A 14696-nucleotide genomic window follows, 5' to 3' on the forward strand; every position below is an offset into this window, starting at 1 on the left:
ATGCAATTTAATAATCAATCTGTTATGAGTTTTAAATACGTTATCTGTTTATGTGTGCTGAGTTTTTTTAATCTAAATGCACAATCAATTGTAAAAAGTCCAGACGATAAACTTAAGGTTTTCTTGTCTGTTGAAAATGGAAAACCTGCTTACAGTGTTTCATATAACGATAAAACTTTTATAGAAAAATCACCGCTTGGATTAAAAACGAGTGTTGGCGATTTTTCTGCCGGATTGGTTTTAGAAAACAATATCAAACAAAATAAAATTGATGAAACTTATCAATTAAAAAATATCAAAAAAAGTACAGTTCATTATACTGCAAATGAAGCTGTTTTTTCTTTTACGAAAGAAGGAAGAGCTGCGATCGATATTATTTTTAGAGTAAGCAATAACAATCTGGCATTTAAATACAAAGTTTATCCACAGAAAGAATCCCGTTCTTGTGTTGTTCAGGAAGAAGCTTCAGGTTTTTTACTGCCAGAAGGAACAACCACATTTCTTTGTCCGCAAAGCAAACCTATGACAGGATTCGCCCGAACTGCACCAAGTTACGAAACTTCATACACACTTGATGATGAGGTTGGTAAAAATGGTTTGGGATACGGTTATACTTTTCCGTGCCTGTTTAAAGTAAAAACAAACGGCTGGGTTTTAATTTCTGAAACAGGAGTAGACGGCGGTTATTGTGCCAGCCGATTAATGGGCGGTCAAAAAGGTTTGTACACAATTGGTTTTCCTATGCAGGAAGAAAATAACGGCAATGGTACAACGGCACCCGGAATTCCGCTTGACGGCGAAACTCCTTGGCGAACGATTACTGTGGGCGAAACACTTGCGCCAATTGTAGAAACTACGATTCCGTTTGATGTTGTAAAACCAAAATACGAATCTTCTAAAGAATATCAATACACAAAAGGAACTTGGAGCTGGATTATAAAAATGGACAATAACACCACTTTTCCAGTGCAAAAACAGTATATCGATTTCAGTGCAGAAATGGGTTATGAAACTGTTTTGGTTGATGCTTTGTGGGACACTCAAATTGGCCGCGACAAAATTGAAGAATTAGCGAAATATGGAGCGTCAAAAGACGTGGACTTATATTTATGGTACAATTCAAACGGATATTGGAACGATGCGCCCCAAGGTCCGAGAGGATTAATGGATAATACTGCAATCCGTCGTAAAGAGATGGCTTGGATGAAAAGTAATGGCATTAAAGGAATTAAAGTAGATTTTTTTGGCGGAGATAAACAAGTTATGATGAAACTCTATGAAGATATCTTAACAGATGCCAACGATTTTGGAATCATGGTTATTTTTCACGGCTGTACTTTACCAAGAGGCTGGGAGCGTATGTATCCCAATTTTGCCTCGGCAGAAGCTGTTTTAGCCAGCGAGAATTTACATTTTGGACAAGAAAGCTGTAATAATGAATCAATTAATGCTTCAATACATCCTTTTATTAGAAATACAGTTGGAAGCATGGATTTTGGCGGAAGCGCGTTAAATAAATTTTACAACAGTGACAACACACCTGACAAAGGTTCTAAAAGAATGACTTCGGATGTTTTTGCTTTAGCGACAGCGGTATTATTTCAAAGTGGTGTACAGCATTTTGCTTTGGCTCCAAACAATTTAAACGATGCTCCAGAATGGGCTGTAAATTTCATGAAGGAAGTTCCGACAACTTGGGACGAAATTCGATTTTTAGACGGTTATCCAGGAAAGTATATTGTGCTGGCACGCCGAAGCGGCAATAAATGGTACATCGCGGGCGTAAATGCTGAAAAGAAAAAAATAAAACTACAGCTAAAACTTGAAATGTTTGATACTGGATCAAAAATTAAAAGTTATACAGACGATGATCAGCTTAACGGAAAAGTAAGTGAAATCCAGGTAAATAAAGACAAAAAAATCACTATTGAAATTCCGTATAATGGTGGGATACTTCTCCAAAATTAATTATGATATAAAATATCTTTTCTAGTTTCTTTAGGACTAAAAATAGGAAAAAATGTTTTTAAAACTCATTTTAACAACCGATTGCAAACTAAATTTTGATTAGCTTAGGCTAATTTTATTTCCTATTCGCGTAGGTTAAGTTTCATAGGAGCTATTTTAATACTTATTTTTATAATTAAAAACTTACTTTTAGGTTTTTAAAATAAGATTTTACTTTAAATATTTAAAAATGTAATATTTTATTTAATTTTTATCAAATGGTCAAAATGACTATTAATTCATTATGTTTTTTACTGTTAAATATTGTTAAATTGAAATATTGACAATATATTTTAAATTAAATTAAATTTAATGTTTTTATAACGACATATTTTTATTAATAATTTAATTAAATTGTAAAACAACCGATTGTTTTTATGTTTGTTTTTTTATATTTGTTTCTATTAAGCAAACAATTTAACCAAACAAAAAACCACTTTAGTATGATGTTAAAAATTAAAATTGCACTTATTGGGCTGCTCATAACGGGCGGTCAGCATTTAATCGCACAAACCAAAACAATTCAGGGTGTTGTTACAGATCCGTCAGGATTTCCGCTGCCTGGTGCGAGTGTTATTGTCGAAGGCACACAAAATAGTGCCTCTACTGATTTTGATGGTAAATATTCTTTACAAGGAGTTAATCCCACAGATAAAATTACTTTTTCATATGTAGGTTTAATTTCGCAGACTATTACGCCTGGACAAAGAAGTTCAATTAATGTTACGTTAGTACTTTCTACTCAAAATTTAAATGAAGTTGTAGTGGCTTATGGAACTCAAAAAAGAGCCAAAGTAACAGGAGCAATTTCTACTGTAAGTTCAAAAGATATTGCAGCAGTGCCCATTACCAATGCAGAGTCGGCTTTGCAAGGTCGTGCAGCCGGGGTAACGGTTGTTAACGGTGCGCCGGGAACAAACCCAACGGTTACTATTCGTGGTTTAGCCACAATGGGAAACAGTGCGCCGCTGTATGTTATTGACGGAGTTTTAACGGGAAATCTTTCTGGTTTGAGTCCAAATGATATCGAAAGTATTTCGGTTTTAAAAGATGCTTCGACAACTGCTTTATACGGTTCAAAAGCTTTTAACGGAGTTATTGTAGTTACTACAAAAAAAGGTAAAAAAGGTCCGGGACAGCTTACATTCAGCACGTACATAGGCGGGCAGGAAATCACAAAAAGATACAATGTTTTAAATACACAGCAGTATCTTCAGTATGCTAAGGATATGGGAAGTGATTTAACGGCAAGAGCGGCAGAATTTGGAAATATTACTACCAATTGGCAGGATCAGATTTTTCAAACGGGTTTAATGCAGGATTATGCGCTGAGCTTTTCAAACGGAACAGAAACATCTACAAGCCGCTATTCTGCAGAATATTTAAAACAAGTTGGAGCCGTTATTAATACTGGTTTTGAGCGTTATTCATTCAGAGCCAATAATACACAGGATATCGGAAAACTTAAAGTTGGAAGTAATATTGGAGTTTCTTTCAGTACCATTAATCCTGAGCGCAGTGCGGGAGGAAGAACATTATTAGAGCACGCTATAAAAATGGCACCGTATTTTCCAATTTATAATGATCAGAATTTAGGAGGTTATCAAGGGCCAAGTGCCATTGACGGAAATGATGCCGAAAACCCTGTTCGTGTAGCTAATTTAGGGTATCAGAAAATCAATAATTTATCTATAATTGGAAATATCTTTGCCGAAATTGAAATCTACAAAGGCTTAAAATTCAGATCTCAGGTTTCGTTAGATTATTACACGGGCAAAGACCACACTTTTGTTCCAAGTTTTCAGGACGGTTCTTACCACAAACAAGCATTTTCTACCACAGCTGAAACCAATGGTCAAGGGCAAACCATTGTTTTTGATAATAGTTTGACTTATAAAACAACAATTGCCGGAAAACATAATTTTGAAGTATTAGGTGTAATTACAAGAATCGATGGAAAATCACAAAATTTAGTGGCAGGAAGCCGTTATAATATTTCAGACGAAATCGATCAGCTTCGTTACAATGAAGGAAATTTAAGTTCGGCTAATTATGAGGAAAAAAATATTGGTTACATCGCCCGTATCAATTACGATTACAACGATAAATATCTGCTTGCTGTTTCAGGACGCAGGGATGCATCATCTCGTTTTGGATCGAACAACCGCTGGGGAAATTTCTATTCTGTTGCTCTTGGGTGGAATATTGCCAAAGAAAGTTTTATGGAGAATTCTGTTTTCAGCACCTTAAAACTAAGAGCCAGTACGGGGACAACAGGAAACGACAGAATTGATAATTACCAATACAGCGCTACTTTAATTGCGAATTACAATTACCCAATTGGAGGCGGTAATGCACCTGGTGTTTCGCTTGGAGTTGCACCAAACCCAAATTTAAAATGGGAATCAAAACTGGATAGAAACATAGGTTTGGATTTTGGTTTTTTTGATGAAAAAATAACAGGATCTTTTGAGTATTTCAATAACAAGAGCAGCGATATTCTTTTTGCAGTACCGCTACCTGCTTCTGTTGGATCTGCGGGCGGAGGAACTCAAATTCAAAACATTGCCGACGTAAAAGTAAGCGGTTATGAAATATCATTGGGTTATAATGACAGAAAAGGAGATTTTACCTGGTCTGCGGTGGCAAATTTAGGAACAAGCAAAAATGAAGTAGTGAGTTTAGCACCGGGTGTAACCAGTGTATTAGGAGGTCCTGTACCAAGAGCGGGTTTAGAAAACTTTTCAAGACTTGAAGTAGGGCAGCCTTTATTTTATTTCTACGGTTATCAGACTAATGGAATTTATCAAAATCAGGCAGAAGTAGATGCGGTTTTTGGCCCGGGTCAAACGGCAATCAAGCCGGGGGATATTAAAATTGTAGATCGCGACGGAAATAAAATTATCAATGCAAATGATAAAACCAATATCGGTAATCCATACCCTGATTTTACGTATGGTTTAAACCTTAACGCAGCTTATAAAAACTTCGATTTTAACTGCTTTATATCAGGAGTTCAGGGAAATGATATTTACAACGCCAATACTTTTGATTTAAAAGGAATGAACCGTTTGTTTAATGCCAGTACAGACGTTCTGGACAGAGCCATTGTGGTTAATGGCCAAGTTACCAATCCGTCAGCAACACTGCCTAGAGCTCAGGGTGCAGACATAAACTGGTCTTCGGCAAACCAGCGCTATATTGAAGACGGTTCGTATACCAGATTAAAAAATATTGCATTAGGATATACATTATCAGGAGATGCATTCAAAGCCTATTTTTCAAAAGTACGTTTCTACCTAAGCGGACAAAACCTAATAACAATTACAAATTACAGCGGTTTAGATCCTGAAATTGCACGTGCGGATGCCAATGCTAATTCTGCCGGTATTGATTTAGGAAGATATCCACAGCCAAAATCTATCATTTTTGGACTTGATGTTACATTTTAATTTATATGATGATGAGAAAAATAAAATATATACTTTTAGTTCTGTCGGGAGTTTTAAGCCTAACTTCTTGCGACAGTGGTGAATTAGAATTAACAAATCCTAACACCTTATCTCCGGACACATTTTTTAAAACTAAAGATCAGGTACAGTCTGCTGTAAATGCATCTTATGCCAACCTGCAGACAAGAGGGCTTTATGGTAGAAATTTTTCATTTGCCATGGATCTTATGAGTCAGGAAGCTTTAGGAAATCCTCAATTAGAAGGAAACAAGAAACCATTTCAGGATTTTTCTTTTAATGCCGGAAATGATATTATTCAGTATTACTGGGAATCTTGTTACATAGGAATCTCGAGAGCAAATTTCGTATTAGACAATGAAGATAAAATCAATGCGTTGGCAAATTCGGTTTTACCGCAAGAGCAGAAGAATAAGTTTTTAGGAGAAGCACATTTCTTAAGAGCTTACTATTATTTTCTTTTAGTGAAACGTTTTGGTGATATTCCTATTTATAAAACAGGAACTATTGTAGGGAACGCAAGAAGTCCAAAAGCCGAAGTGTATGCTTTGATTGAAGAAGATCTTGTATTTGCGTCTCAAAATCTTTTGGCAAGAGGTACAGAAACTGCAGGAAGAGCAACTAAAGAAGCGGCTTTTGCTTATTTAGGGAAAGTATTATTATACCAAAAGAAATATGACCAGGCGCTTACGGCTTTAAATAACGTTACCGGATTCAGTCTTGAAGATAAAGGAAGTTTTTATAACAACTTTATGGAAGAAACAGAGCATGGTAAAGAATCTATTTTTGAAATTGAATTTGATGAAAAAAATGGAACCGGAGACCAGTGGGGTTCTCAAGGTGACAGCGGCGGAACTGGTTTTGAAGAATCAACTTTAAGAGGACAGGAATATGGAAATTTAAGCTGGTATAATGTGTATCCGTCAGATAATTTACTAGACTCATACGAAGCCGGCGATGACCGTTTTGGAGATACATTTTATGTACCGGGTTCAACATATTTAAAAGGAACTAAAGTAATGGTTGCCAGTAATTTTACTACTTCTGCGGGGATTAGAAGAGCGGGATGGAAAAAATATCAAAACTATTACAACAGAGAAGACGAAGCTACACGATCAAGTATAAATTTCAAAGTGATGCGTTATGCTGATGTACTGCTTATGAAAGCCGAATGCGAAAACCAAAGAGAAGGAGGTTCACAGACTGCTGCCATTGCATACATTACACAAGTGAGAGACAGAGCGAATTTAACAACAAATATTGCTCCAACAAAAGAAGCTGTATTTGCCGCGATTGTTCACGAACGCAAAGTGGAATTAGCCGGAGAGCAGTCTCGTTTTGATGATATTATAAGATGGGGAATTGCTAATACAGAATTGCAGGGAACAGGTTTTACCGCTGGAAAAAGTGAGTTATGGCCTATACCAAACAGAGAAACCTCATCAAATCCAAACATAAAACCTAGTGATAATAATCCGGGGTATTAAAAGAGTTAAATATTGGTTAGTTTAAGTTAGTTTTTTTTGATAAACAGCGCAATAGCTTTTCTTGCGCTGTTTATTTGTTCTATAATACTTCAAACTTCTATTTAAGAGTTTTAACCGAGTTGTGACAATCAAAATCAAAATATAAAATGAAAAAGATAATTTTATTAATGGTCATTTGTTTATCAGTTAAGTTACAAGCACAAAATCCTATAATCAAAGATATTTTTACTGCCGATCCGGCGCCTTTAGTGCATAACGGCATACTTTATTTGTATAGCGGACACGATACAGCAACTACAGAAGATACAAATTACAAAATGGCGGACTGGCATGTGTTTTCTACCACAGATATGAAAACATGGAAAGATCACGGGGCTGTTCTTTCGCCAAGTATATTTTCCTGGGCAAATGGTGATGCTTATGCCGCGCAGTGTGTTGAGAGAGATGGAAAATTTTACTGGTTTGTTTCTACATTTCATAAAAAGGATAATGTAAGCGAAGGAGGCGCAGCAATTGGAGTAGCGGTTTCAGACAGTCCTACGGGACCTTTTAAAGATGCAATTGGCAAGGCATTAATAACGAACGAAATGACCACAGACAAGAAACATTCGTGGGACGACATAGATCCAACCGTATTTGTCGATGATGATGGACAAGCCTATATGTATTGGGGAAATGGAAGCTGTAAGTGGGTGAAACTTAAAGAAAACATGATAGAGTTGGATAGTCCTATAACTGTCGTAGAACTTAAAAATTATATAGAAGGACCTTGGCTTTACAAAAGAAAAGGATTGTACTATTTAGTGTATGCCAGTGAAGGCACAAAACCTGAAATGATAGAATATTGTACATCTAAAACCCCAACAGGGCCGTGGGATTATAGAGGAATAATTCAGGAAAATGTACCGAACAGCTTTACAACACATCCTGGAATTATTGATTACAAAGGCAAATCATACTTTTTTTATCACAACGGAAGTCTGCCAACAGGAGGCAGTTACAGGCGTTCTATTTGTGTAGATTATTTGTATTACAATAAAGACGGCAGTATTAAAAAAATAGTACAGACTACGGAAGGAGTTAAAAAAGTCAAGTAAATCGATTTTCATTTTATTATTAAAAAAATAAAATTCATGACAGCAAAAAGCATTTTTAAAACGCAATTCTGGAGCAGAATTCCAGTTTTGATCATGATGTGTGTATTCATTATTCCCATTTTAGTGATAGGACAAACTAAAAATAATGTAGAAAAATCAAATTCTAAAAGACCTCATTATCGTAATCTTTTTAAAGAAGCAGGTTACAGTCAGTCAGAAATAGATAAAAAACTGGCTAAAGCTTATTATGATATTTTTGAAGGTCCAAACAAAGTTTATTTTGAAGAAGGCGATTCATTAGGATATGTTTCTGATATTAAAAATAATGATGCCCGCACAGAAGGAATGTCTTACGGAATGATGGTTGCCGTACAGCTTAACAAAAAAGATGTTTTTGACCGTCTCTGGAGATGGTCGGTAAAATATATGCAGCATCAGGATGGCCCTCGCGAAGCTTATTTTGCATGGAGTGTAAATCCGCATACAAAAAAACAGAATTCCCAAGGTTCAGCTTCAGATGGAGAATTGTATTATATTACAAGTCTGCTTTTTGCTTCAAATAAATGGGGTAATGATACGGGAATACATTATTATAAAGAAGGAAGACGAATACTAGATGCGATGTGGAAAAAAGACGGAACTGGTAATGTATTCAATATTATCAATACCGAACACAAACAAATAACTTTTGTTCCCGAAGGCGGCGGTTATAATTGGACAGATCCTTCTTATCATGTTCCTGCATTCTACGAAATATGGGCGCTTTATGCAAAAGACGGTCACGAAGCGTTTTATAAAGAATGTGCCGAAGTTGCACGTAATTTTCTACACAAAGCCTGCCATCCGGTAACAGGATTAACAGCAGATTATACTGAATTTAACGGACAACCGCATTCGACATCATGGATGCCGGCAGCATTTCGTTACGATTCATGGCGTGTTCCGATGAATATAGCAATGGATTATACTTGGTACGGAAAAGATAAAAAATGGCAGGAAGAATATGCCGAAAGATTTCAAAATTTTCTGCGGTCAAAAGGAATGGATACCTATGTAGATCAATATAATTTAGATGGTTCTACTCCGGATTTTATACTTCAGGCGGGTCCGGTGAAAAAGCTCAGACACTCCATTGGATTGGTATCAACAGCTGCTACAACTTCATTAATTAATTCCAAAAAAGGAAGTATGGATTTTGTTCATGCTGTATGGAACGCCAAATTAGAACCGTTTGAAGATGGTTATTTTGATCCGTATTATGATGGCTTAATGTATCTTTTCAGCCTGATGCATCTTAGCGGTAATTATCAAATTATAACTCCTTGAGTTTACAAAATATCTTATTTTGTTTCAGTATCTGCTGCTGGAAATTTTCTAATAATTAAAGACCTAAGCCTTTCCTGATGCTCATCTCCCCAGTGGCCTAAAGTTCCTATTACAGGAATTAAACTCTGGCCAAATTCTGTTAAGCTGTATTCTACCTTTGGCGGTACAACAGGATATATTTTTCGGGTAACAAGTTCATGTTCTTCCAGTTCATTCAACTGGATATTCAGGACTCTGCGGGAAGCATCGGGAATTTTGCGCTGTAACTCACTTGGTCTCTTATGACCTTCGTTTATAAACCAAAGCAGTCGTATCTTCCATTTACCATATAATACTTCACCTATCAGGTCAAGTCCGCAGTTTAAGTTTGGTATTGTTTTTCTTTCATACATATTGTAAAAGTACTAGTATGTCCTGATTTGTGCAATAGGGGAAAAATTTATCCCTATATGAATCGTAACTCCGTACTTGTGAGAAAGTTCCTTAGTTCTGAAATTTGTACAAAACAAATTAAGATGGAAAACAAATTAGATTATCAGAACGAGTTATCGGGCAAAATTGCGCTGGTAACAGGAGGAACAAAAGGAGCGGGCAAAGCCATAGCACAACGTTTAAAAAATGCAGGCGCTCACGTCATTATCACTGCGAGAAACCAGCCGGAAAATCCCGATGCAGATTTACACTTTATATCGGCAGATTTAAGTAAACCCGAAGCTGCCGTTAAAGTTGCTGCTGAGGTACTGGAAAAATTTGGCAGGCTTGATATTCTTGTAAACAATCTTGGAAGCTCAGAAACTCCGGGCGGCGGTTTTGCAGTATTAACCAATACAGATTGGGAAGAAACTTTGCAGGCCAACTTATTAGCGCCGGTTCGATTAGATAAGGCATTTTTACCTCAAATGCTTGAAAATAAAAATGGTGTGATTATTCATATTGCTTCGATTCAGGGAAAATTACCTTTATACGATTCGACTCTTCCGTATGCCGCTGCAAAAGCCGGATTGATTAATTACAGCAAAGGTTTGTCTAAAGAAGTTTCTTCAAAAGGTGTGCGTGTACTGACCGTTTCTCCGGGATGGATTATGACCGAGTCATCTGTACGAATGATGGAACGTATTTCTGAAAGCAGCAATATTTCGATCGAAGAAGCTGAAAAAAGTGTCATGAATGCTTTAGGAGGAATACCTTATGGAAGAGCAGCGAAACCAGAAGAAGTTGCTGAATTTGTCGGATTCCTTGTATCGCCTAGAGCGGGCTATTTAACAGGAACAGAATATATAATTGACGGCGGTACAGTGCCTACAATTTAAATTATTAAGCACAAGTAATTAACAATTAAATCGATAAATTATGAACTTACCAGAAGTAATACAAGACTTAGTAAACGCACAAAATAGTTTTAACAGTGCTCATTTCGCTGATTGTTTTTCAGAAACAGCAATCGTATTTGATGAAGGAAAAAACTATACAGGAAAAACGGACATAAAAAACTGGATCGAAAAATCATCAAAGGAATATAATGCGGTAATGAAACCGCTTAGTTTTGAAGGTGATCCAGAAAAAGGAAGTTTAAAAGCAGAAGTATCTGGAACTTTTCCCGGCAGTCCTTTAGTTCTTACCTATAATTTTAAATTTGAGGCAGAACGTATTCAATCACTTAAAATTGATTAATAGTTATAGGCAGCTGTTGAATCCTTAATTATTAGCTTTTTTATTTTTTTGCGGGTTTCTCATAGTTTCAAAAATTCTTTTATATAATTTTACATTCTATGTATGAAATATTCCAAAAGTACCTCGACGAAAAAACTGAACTGACACAGGCAGAATCAGAACGTATACAATCATTTGCTATTATTAAAAAACTGCGTAAAAGACAATATTTACTGCAGGAGGGAGATGTTTGGAAATATGATGCCTTTATTACTCAGGGCTGTGTAAGAACTTACACTGTAGATGAAAAAGGAGGAGAGCATGTCAATAATTTTAGTATAGAAAACTGGTGGACTGGTGATCGAGAAAGTTTAATGATGCAGCAGCCATCGCGTTTTAATATTGATGCTATTGAAGATACTGAGCTCGTACTTTTTACACATGAAAACTTTGAATTGTTATGCAAAGAAATTCCAGCTTTTAATAATATGGTAAATGCTATTTTACAGAGAAGTTTTATAGCAGCTCAAAACCGAATTCAGGCGTCGCTGACTTTAACAGCCGAAGAAAAGTATTTAAACTTTATAAACAAGTATCCGGGCTTTGCATCAAGAATTCCGCAAGCTATGATTGCCTCATATCTGGGTATGACACCAGAAACGTTAAGCCGTATTCGGAAACAAACGGCAAAAAAATAATAACACTAGGAGCTTTTAAAGCTCCTTTTTTTATGTCTATTTCAAACTCTTGATCTAGATCAAGTTTTTACTTATTTCTAATCAATGTACAGGTTTTGCATTCAACGCACCTTTGTAATGTTCAAAAGAACAAACATTATAAACATTTAAAAATTAGAAATCATGTCAAAAACAATTTTCATTACAGGAACAAGTACAGGCTTTGGAAAACTTACAGCCGTAACATTAGCAAATGCTGGTCATTCAGTTATTGCAGGAATGCGCAACACAAATGATAAAAATGCCGCTGCAGCAAAAGAACTAGGTGCAATCGAAAATATCGAAGTCGTAGATATCGATATTACAGATGACACATCAGTCAATAATGCAGTCGGGAAAGTAATCACAAAATACGGAAAAATTGATGTTCTGATCAATAACGCAGCAGTAAGCGGTTTTGGTCTGCTTGAAGGCTATTCTGTTGATCAGGTTCGTAAAATGTTCGATGTAAACGTTTACAGCGTACTTCGTATGTATCAGGCAGTGCTTCCTTCTATGAGAAAAGAAAGAAACGGACTTGTAATCAATATCACAACCGGAGCAAGCGGGCATACACTTCCTTTTATGGTTCCGTACATCGCTTCAAAACTTGTGGTAGAAAGTTTTACAGAAGGATTACAAGATGAATTGGCAGATTACGGAATTGAAAACGTAAGCATTCAGCCAGGTGTGTATCCAACAGAAATGAATAATGGATCAAAAGCTGGTATTCATGCCGATAAAGCAGAAATCGCAGCCGAATACGGAGAAGCAGCAACTGAAAAATTCAACGCACTGGGAGCAGCATTATTTGGTAAAATGGCTCAGTTTGATATGAATCCGCAGACCATTGCCAATGGTATTTTAGAATTGGTAAGTATGAAAAAAGGAGAGAGACCGCTTCGTTTTCCACTAGATGCAATTGCTCAGGGAACTGATAAAGAATTTATTGAAGCCCGTGCTAATATTAAAGCAAAATGGGTAGCAGCTTACACTAATTAATTTCATCTTAAAATCAATAACAATATCAATATCAATAACAATATCAATTATAAATATAGATTATGAAAACAACATATAAAAAATCAAATAAAAAAGTACAAACTTCTGCAGCAGCAATGCTTAATTTATTAATACTTTTTTCTGCTTCAGAAAAAACAACAGCACAAAATAATGCGGGAATTGTTGGAATAGATCATGTCGGCATCAATGTGCCGGAACTCGATAAAGCCGTTACATTTTTTAACGATGTGCTTGGTTTTACTCCTGTGACACAATTAGGGCCAATTCCGCTTGACGCTGAATGGAAAAAATTAAACCATATTAATCCTGCAACGGGTGCCGTTACTATAAAAATGATCAATGCAGGAAGCGGAGCCAGTATTGAAGTTTTTGAATATGCCGATAATAAAGGAAGTAAAACACACCCAAATACAGATGATATTGGAGCATCTCATATCGCTTTTTATGTAAATGATATTAATTTGGCAGTGCAATATTTAAAAAGCAAAGGGGTGAAAATATTAGGAGAGCCTTTTACAATGCCATCTGGAGATACCGCAGGAGAATCTTGGGTTTATTTTGAAACACCTTGGGGTTCTAAGATGGAATTAGTTTCATATCCAAACGGAAAAGGCTATCAAAAGTCAAACCCAAAAACAGTATTATGGTCACCAAAGGATGTGAAAATAAAAAAAGTTTCTGAAACTGATTTCGATTCAAAAAAGAACACAGCAATAGTAGAAAATCATCTAAAAATCTGGAACGAAAAAGACGAAGCAAAACGTAAAGCTTTATTAAATCAAGTTTATGCATCAGATGTAGAAATGGTCGATCGTCATTTTATTGCTGAAGGAATTGAGGAAATCAGTAAATTTATTGTTGAACTTCAGACTAAAAATCCTGAATTTAAATTTACTGCCAAATCTGTAGAAACCAATCATAACATTGTTCGATTGTACTGGCAGTTTGGTTCAAAAACAAAATCTTCAGTTGTAAGCGGAATGGATTTATTTGTAATTGAAGCAGAAAAAGTACAGAAATTATACGTTTTCGTTGACCAGCAAAAATAACTTTCGCTCTTACTCAATAAAAAAGCCAGAAATAATTCTGGCTTTTTTATTTATTACAACTAACGTATTATGAAAGCATTTCCATCATTTATTTTGTTTTCGTTGGACGGACTTCTATTTTACTTGGAAGCACATTAGGATTCATTCTCAAAAGATCAACAACCATTTGTCCTATATCAGAAGGCTGAATTTTCCATTTATCGTTTTCATTCGGAGTATGGCCGTTAAAGTTTGAAGTAACAGATCCTGGCATAATGGTGGTGCATTTTACATCATAATCACGCAGGTCCAGCATGGCAGCTTGTGTAAAACCTACCAAACCAAATTTTGAGGCATTGTAAGCGGCACCATTAGCAAAGAAATTCGCACCCGCCAGTGATGCAATGGAAATATAATAGCCTTTGTTCTCTTTTAGTTGTCCTGCAGCCGCTTTTAGGGTATGAAAAGCTCCGGTAAGATTAGTGTCAATCATCGAATTCCAATCCTCAAGAGACATTTCGTCTATGGGTGCAAATTTTCCCACTCCTGCATTGGCAATAACAACATCCAGTTTTCCAAATTTGGATATTATTTGTTCAACGGCTTTAAGTTCGTCATTAAAATTTCTGACATCAGACTCAATAATCAGTACATTTTGTGTTCCTAATACTTGTTGTGCTTTTTCAAGCGCTTCACTATCCCTTCCTGAAATAGCGATTTTTACTCCGTTTTTTACTAAAGCTTCTGCGATTCCAAAACCAATACCTTTCGCCGCTCCTGTTATATACGCTACCTTGTTGTCTATGTTCTGCATTTTTTTTAAAATTAATTTAAGTTCTTTTACTGTCGTGTTCTGTGCTTGGTTATGTATTTATGTTTTTAAGACAGACGA

At 36.0% G+C, this 14696-nt stretch carries 12 protein-coding genes; 10 read left to right on the forward strand and 2 right to left on the reverse strand.

The window, feature by feature from the left end; genetic code table 11:
* Window positions 1-24: 24 nt before the first annotated feature.
* From ABD859_RS00070 to ABD859_RS00090, 5 genes are all read left to right on the forward strand, one after another.
* A complete protein-coding gene (locus ABD859_RS00070) occupies window positions 25-1968 on the forward strand; it encodes a glycoside hydrolase family 97 protein (protein WP_345138557.1) in 1944 nt (647 codons plus the stop codon).
* 482 nt (window positions 1969-2450) lie between these two features.
* A complete protein-coding gene (locus ABD859_RS00075; RefSeq protein WP_345138559.1) occupies window positions 2451-5459 on the forward strand; it encodes a SusC/RagA family TonB-linked outer membrane protein in 3009 nt (1002 codons plus the stop codon).
* Between the two features lie 11 nt (window positions 5460-5470).
* Window positions 5471-6964, forward strand: a complete 1494-nt coding sequence (locus tag ABD859_RS00080) for a RagB/SusD family nutrient uptake outer membrane protein (RefSeq protein WP_345138562.1) — start codon at window positions 5471-5473, stop codon at window positions 6962-6964.
* A gap of 146 nt (window positions 6965-7110) precedes the next feature.
* Window positions 7111-8061 carry a glycoside hydrolase family 43 protein gene (locus ABD859_RS00085; protein ID WP_345138564.1) on the forward strand — a complete coding sequence of 317 codons (951 nt, stop codon included), beginning with the start codon at window positions 7111-7113 and terminating at the stop codon, window positions 8059-8061.
* A gap of 36 nt (window positions 8062-8097) precedes the next feature.
* Complete coding sequence (locus ABD859_RS00090; RefSeq protein WP_345138566.1) at window positions 8098-9387, forward strand: family 8 glycosyl hydrolase; 1290 nt, start codon at window positions 8098-8100, stop codon at window positions 9385-9387.
* A gap of 14 nt (window positions 9388-9401) precedes the next feature.
* Here ABD859_RS00090 and ABD859_RS00095 read toward each other — a convergent pair whose 3' ends face one another.
* Window positions 9402-9779 carry a winged helix-turn-helix transcriptional regulator gene (locus ABD859_RS00095; RefSeq protein ID WP_345138568.1) on the reverse strand — a complete coding sequence of 126 codons (378 nt, stop codon included), beginning with the start codon at window positions 9777-9779 and terminating at the stop codon, window positions 9402-9404.
* 123 nt (window positions 9780-9902) lie between these two features.
* On the opposite strand from ABD859_RS00095, the gene ABD859_RS00100 reads away from it, so the two are divergent.
* From ABD859_RS00100 to ABD859_RS00120, 5 genes are all read left to right on the forward strand, one after another.
* The gene (locus tag ABD859_RS00100; RefSeq protein ID WP_345138570.1) at window positions 9903-10697 is read left to right on the forward strand and encodes an SDR family oxidoreductase; all 795 of its coding nucleotides are present in this window, start codon (window positions 9903-9905) and stop codon (window positions 10695-10697) included.
* Between the two features lie 40 nt (window positions 10698-10737).
* Entirely contained in the window at window positions 10738-11058 is a 321-nt protein-coding gene (locus ABD859_RS00105) for a nuclear transport factor 2-like protein (protein ID WP_345138572.1), read from the forward strand.
* Between the two features lie 98 nt (window positions 11059-11156).
* A complete protein-coding gene (locus ABD859_RS00110) occupies window positions 11157-11735 on the forward strand; it encodes a Crp/Fnr family transcriptional regulator (protein ID WP_345138574.1) in 579 nt (192 codons plus the stop codon).
* Window positions 11736-11897: 162 nt separating this feature from the next.
* A complete protein-coding gene (locus ABD859_RS00115; RefSeq protein ID WP_345138576.1) occupies window positions 11898-12755 on the forward strand; it encodes an SDR family NAD(P)-dependent oxidoreductase in 858 nt (285 codons plus the stop codon).
* Between the two features lie 62 nt (window positions 12756-12817).
* Window positions 12818-13825: a VOC family protein gene (locus ABD859_RS00120; RefSeq protein ID WP_345138579.1), complete on the forward strand. Its 1008-nt coding sequence runs from the start codon at window positions 12818-12820 to the stop codon at window positions 13823-13825.
* Between the two features lie 88 nt (window positions 13826-13913).
* Here the strand turns inward: ABD859_RS00120 and ABD859_RS00125 are convergent, their stop codons facing one another.
* A complete protein-coding gene (locus ABD859_RS00125; RefSeq protein WP_345138582.1) occupies window positions 13914-14618 on the reverse strand; it encodes an SDR family oxidoreductase in 705 nt (234 codons plus the stop codon).
* Window positions 14619-14696: the final 78 nt, after the last annotated feature.

It is taken from the genome of Flavobacterium ginsengiterrae (assembly GCF_039539785.1).
Taxonomy (GTDB): Bacteria; Bacteroidota; Bacteroidia; order Flavobacteriales; family Flavobacteriaceae; genus Flavobacterium; species Flavobacterium ginsengiterrae.

Bases quoted from the DNA above. Each gene is read 5' to 3' on its own strand.
- ABD859_RS00070 (WP_345138557.1), top strand. From the start codon at position 25: ATGAGTTTTAAATACGTTATCTGTTTATGTGTGCTGAGTTTTTTTAAT.
- ABD859_RS00075 (WP_345138559.1), top strand. From the start codon at position 2,451: ATGATGTTAAAAATTAAAATTGCACTTATTGGGCTGCTCATAACGGGC.
- ABD859_RS00080 (WP_345138562.1), top strand. From the start codon at position 5,471: ATGAGAAAAATAAAATATATACTTTTAGTTCTGTCGGGAGTTTTAAGC.
- ABD859_RS00085 (WP_345138564.1), top strand. From the start codon at position 7,111: ATGAAAAAGATAATTTTATTAATGGTCATTTGTTTATCAGTTAAGTTA.
- ABD859_RS00090 (WP_345138566.1), top strand. From the start codon at position 8,098: ATGACAGCAAAAAGCATTTTTAAAACGCAATTCTGGAGCAGAATTCCA.
- ABD859_RS00095 (WP_345138568.1), bottom strand. From the start codon at position 9,779: ATGTATGAAAGAAAAACAATACCAAACTTAAACTGCGGACTTGACCTG.
- ABD859_RS00100 (WP_345138570.1), top strand. From the start codon at position 9,903: ATGGAAAACAAATTAGATTATCAGAACGAGTTATCGGGCAAAATTGCG.
- ABD859_RS00105 (WP_345138572.1), top strand. From the start codon at position 10,738: ATGAACTTACCAGAAGTAATACAAGACTTAGTAAACGCACAAAATAGT.
- ABD859_RS00110 (WP_345138574.1), top strand. From the start codon at position 11,157: ATGTATGAAATATTCCAAAAGTACCTCGACGAAAAAACTGAACTGACA.
- ABD859_RS00115 (WP_345138576.1), top strand. From the start codon at position 11,898: ATGTCAAAAACAATTTTCATTACAGGAACAAGTACAGGCTTTGGAAAA.
- ABD859_RS00120 (WP_345138579.1), top strand. From the start codon at position 12,818: ATGAAAACAACATATAAAAAATCAAATAAAAAAGTACAAACTTCTGCA.
- ABD859_RS00125 (WP_345138582.1), bottom strand. From the start codon at position 14,618: ATGCAGAACATAGACAACAAGGTAGCGTATATAACAGGAGCGGCGAAA.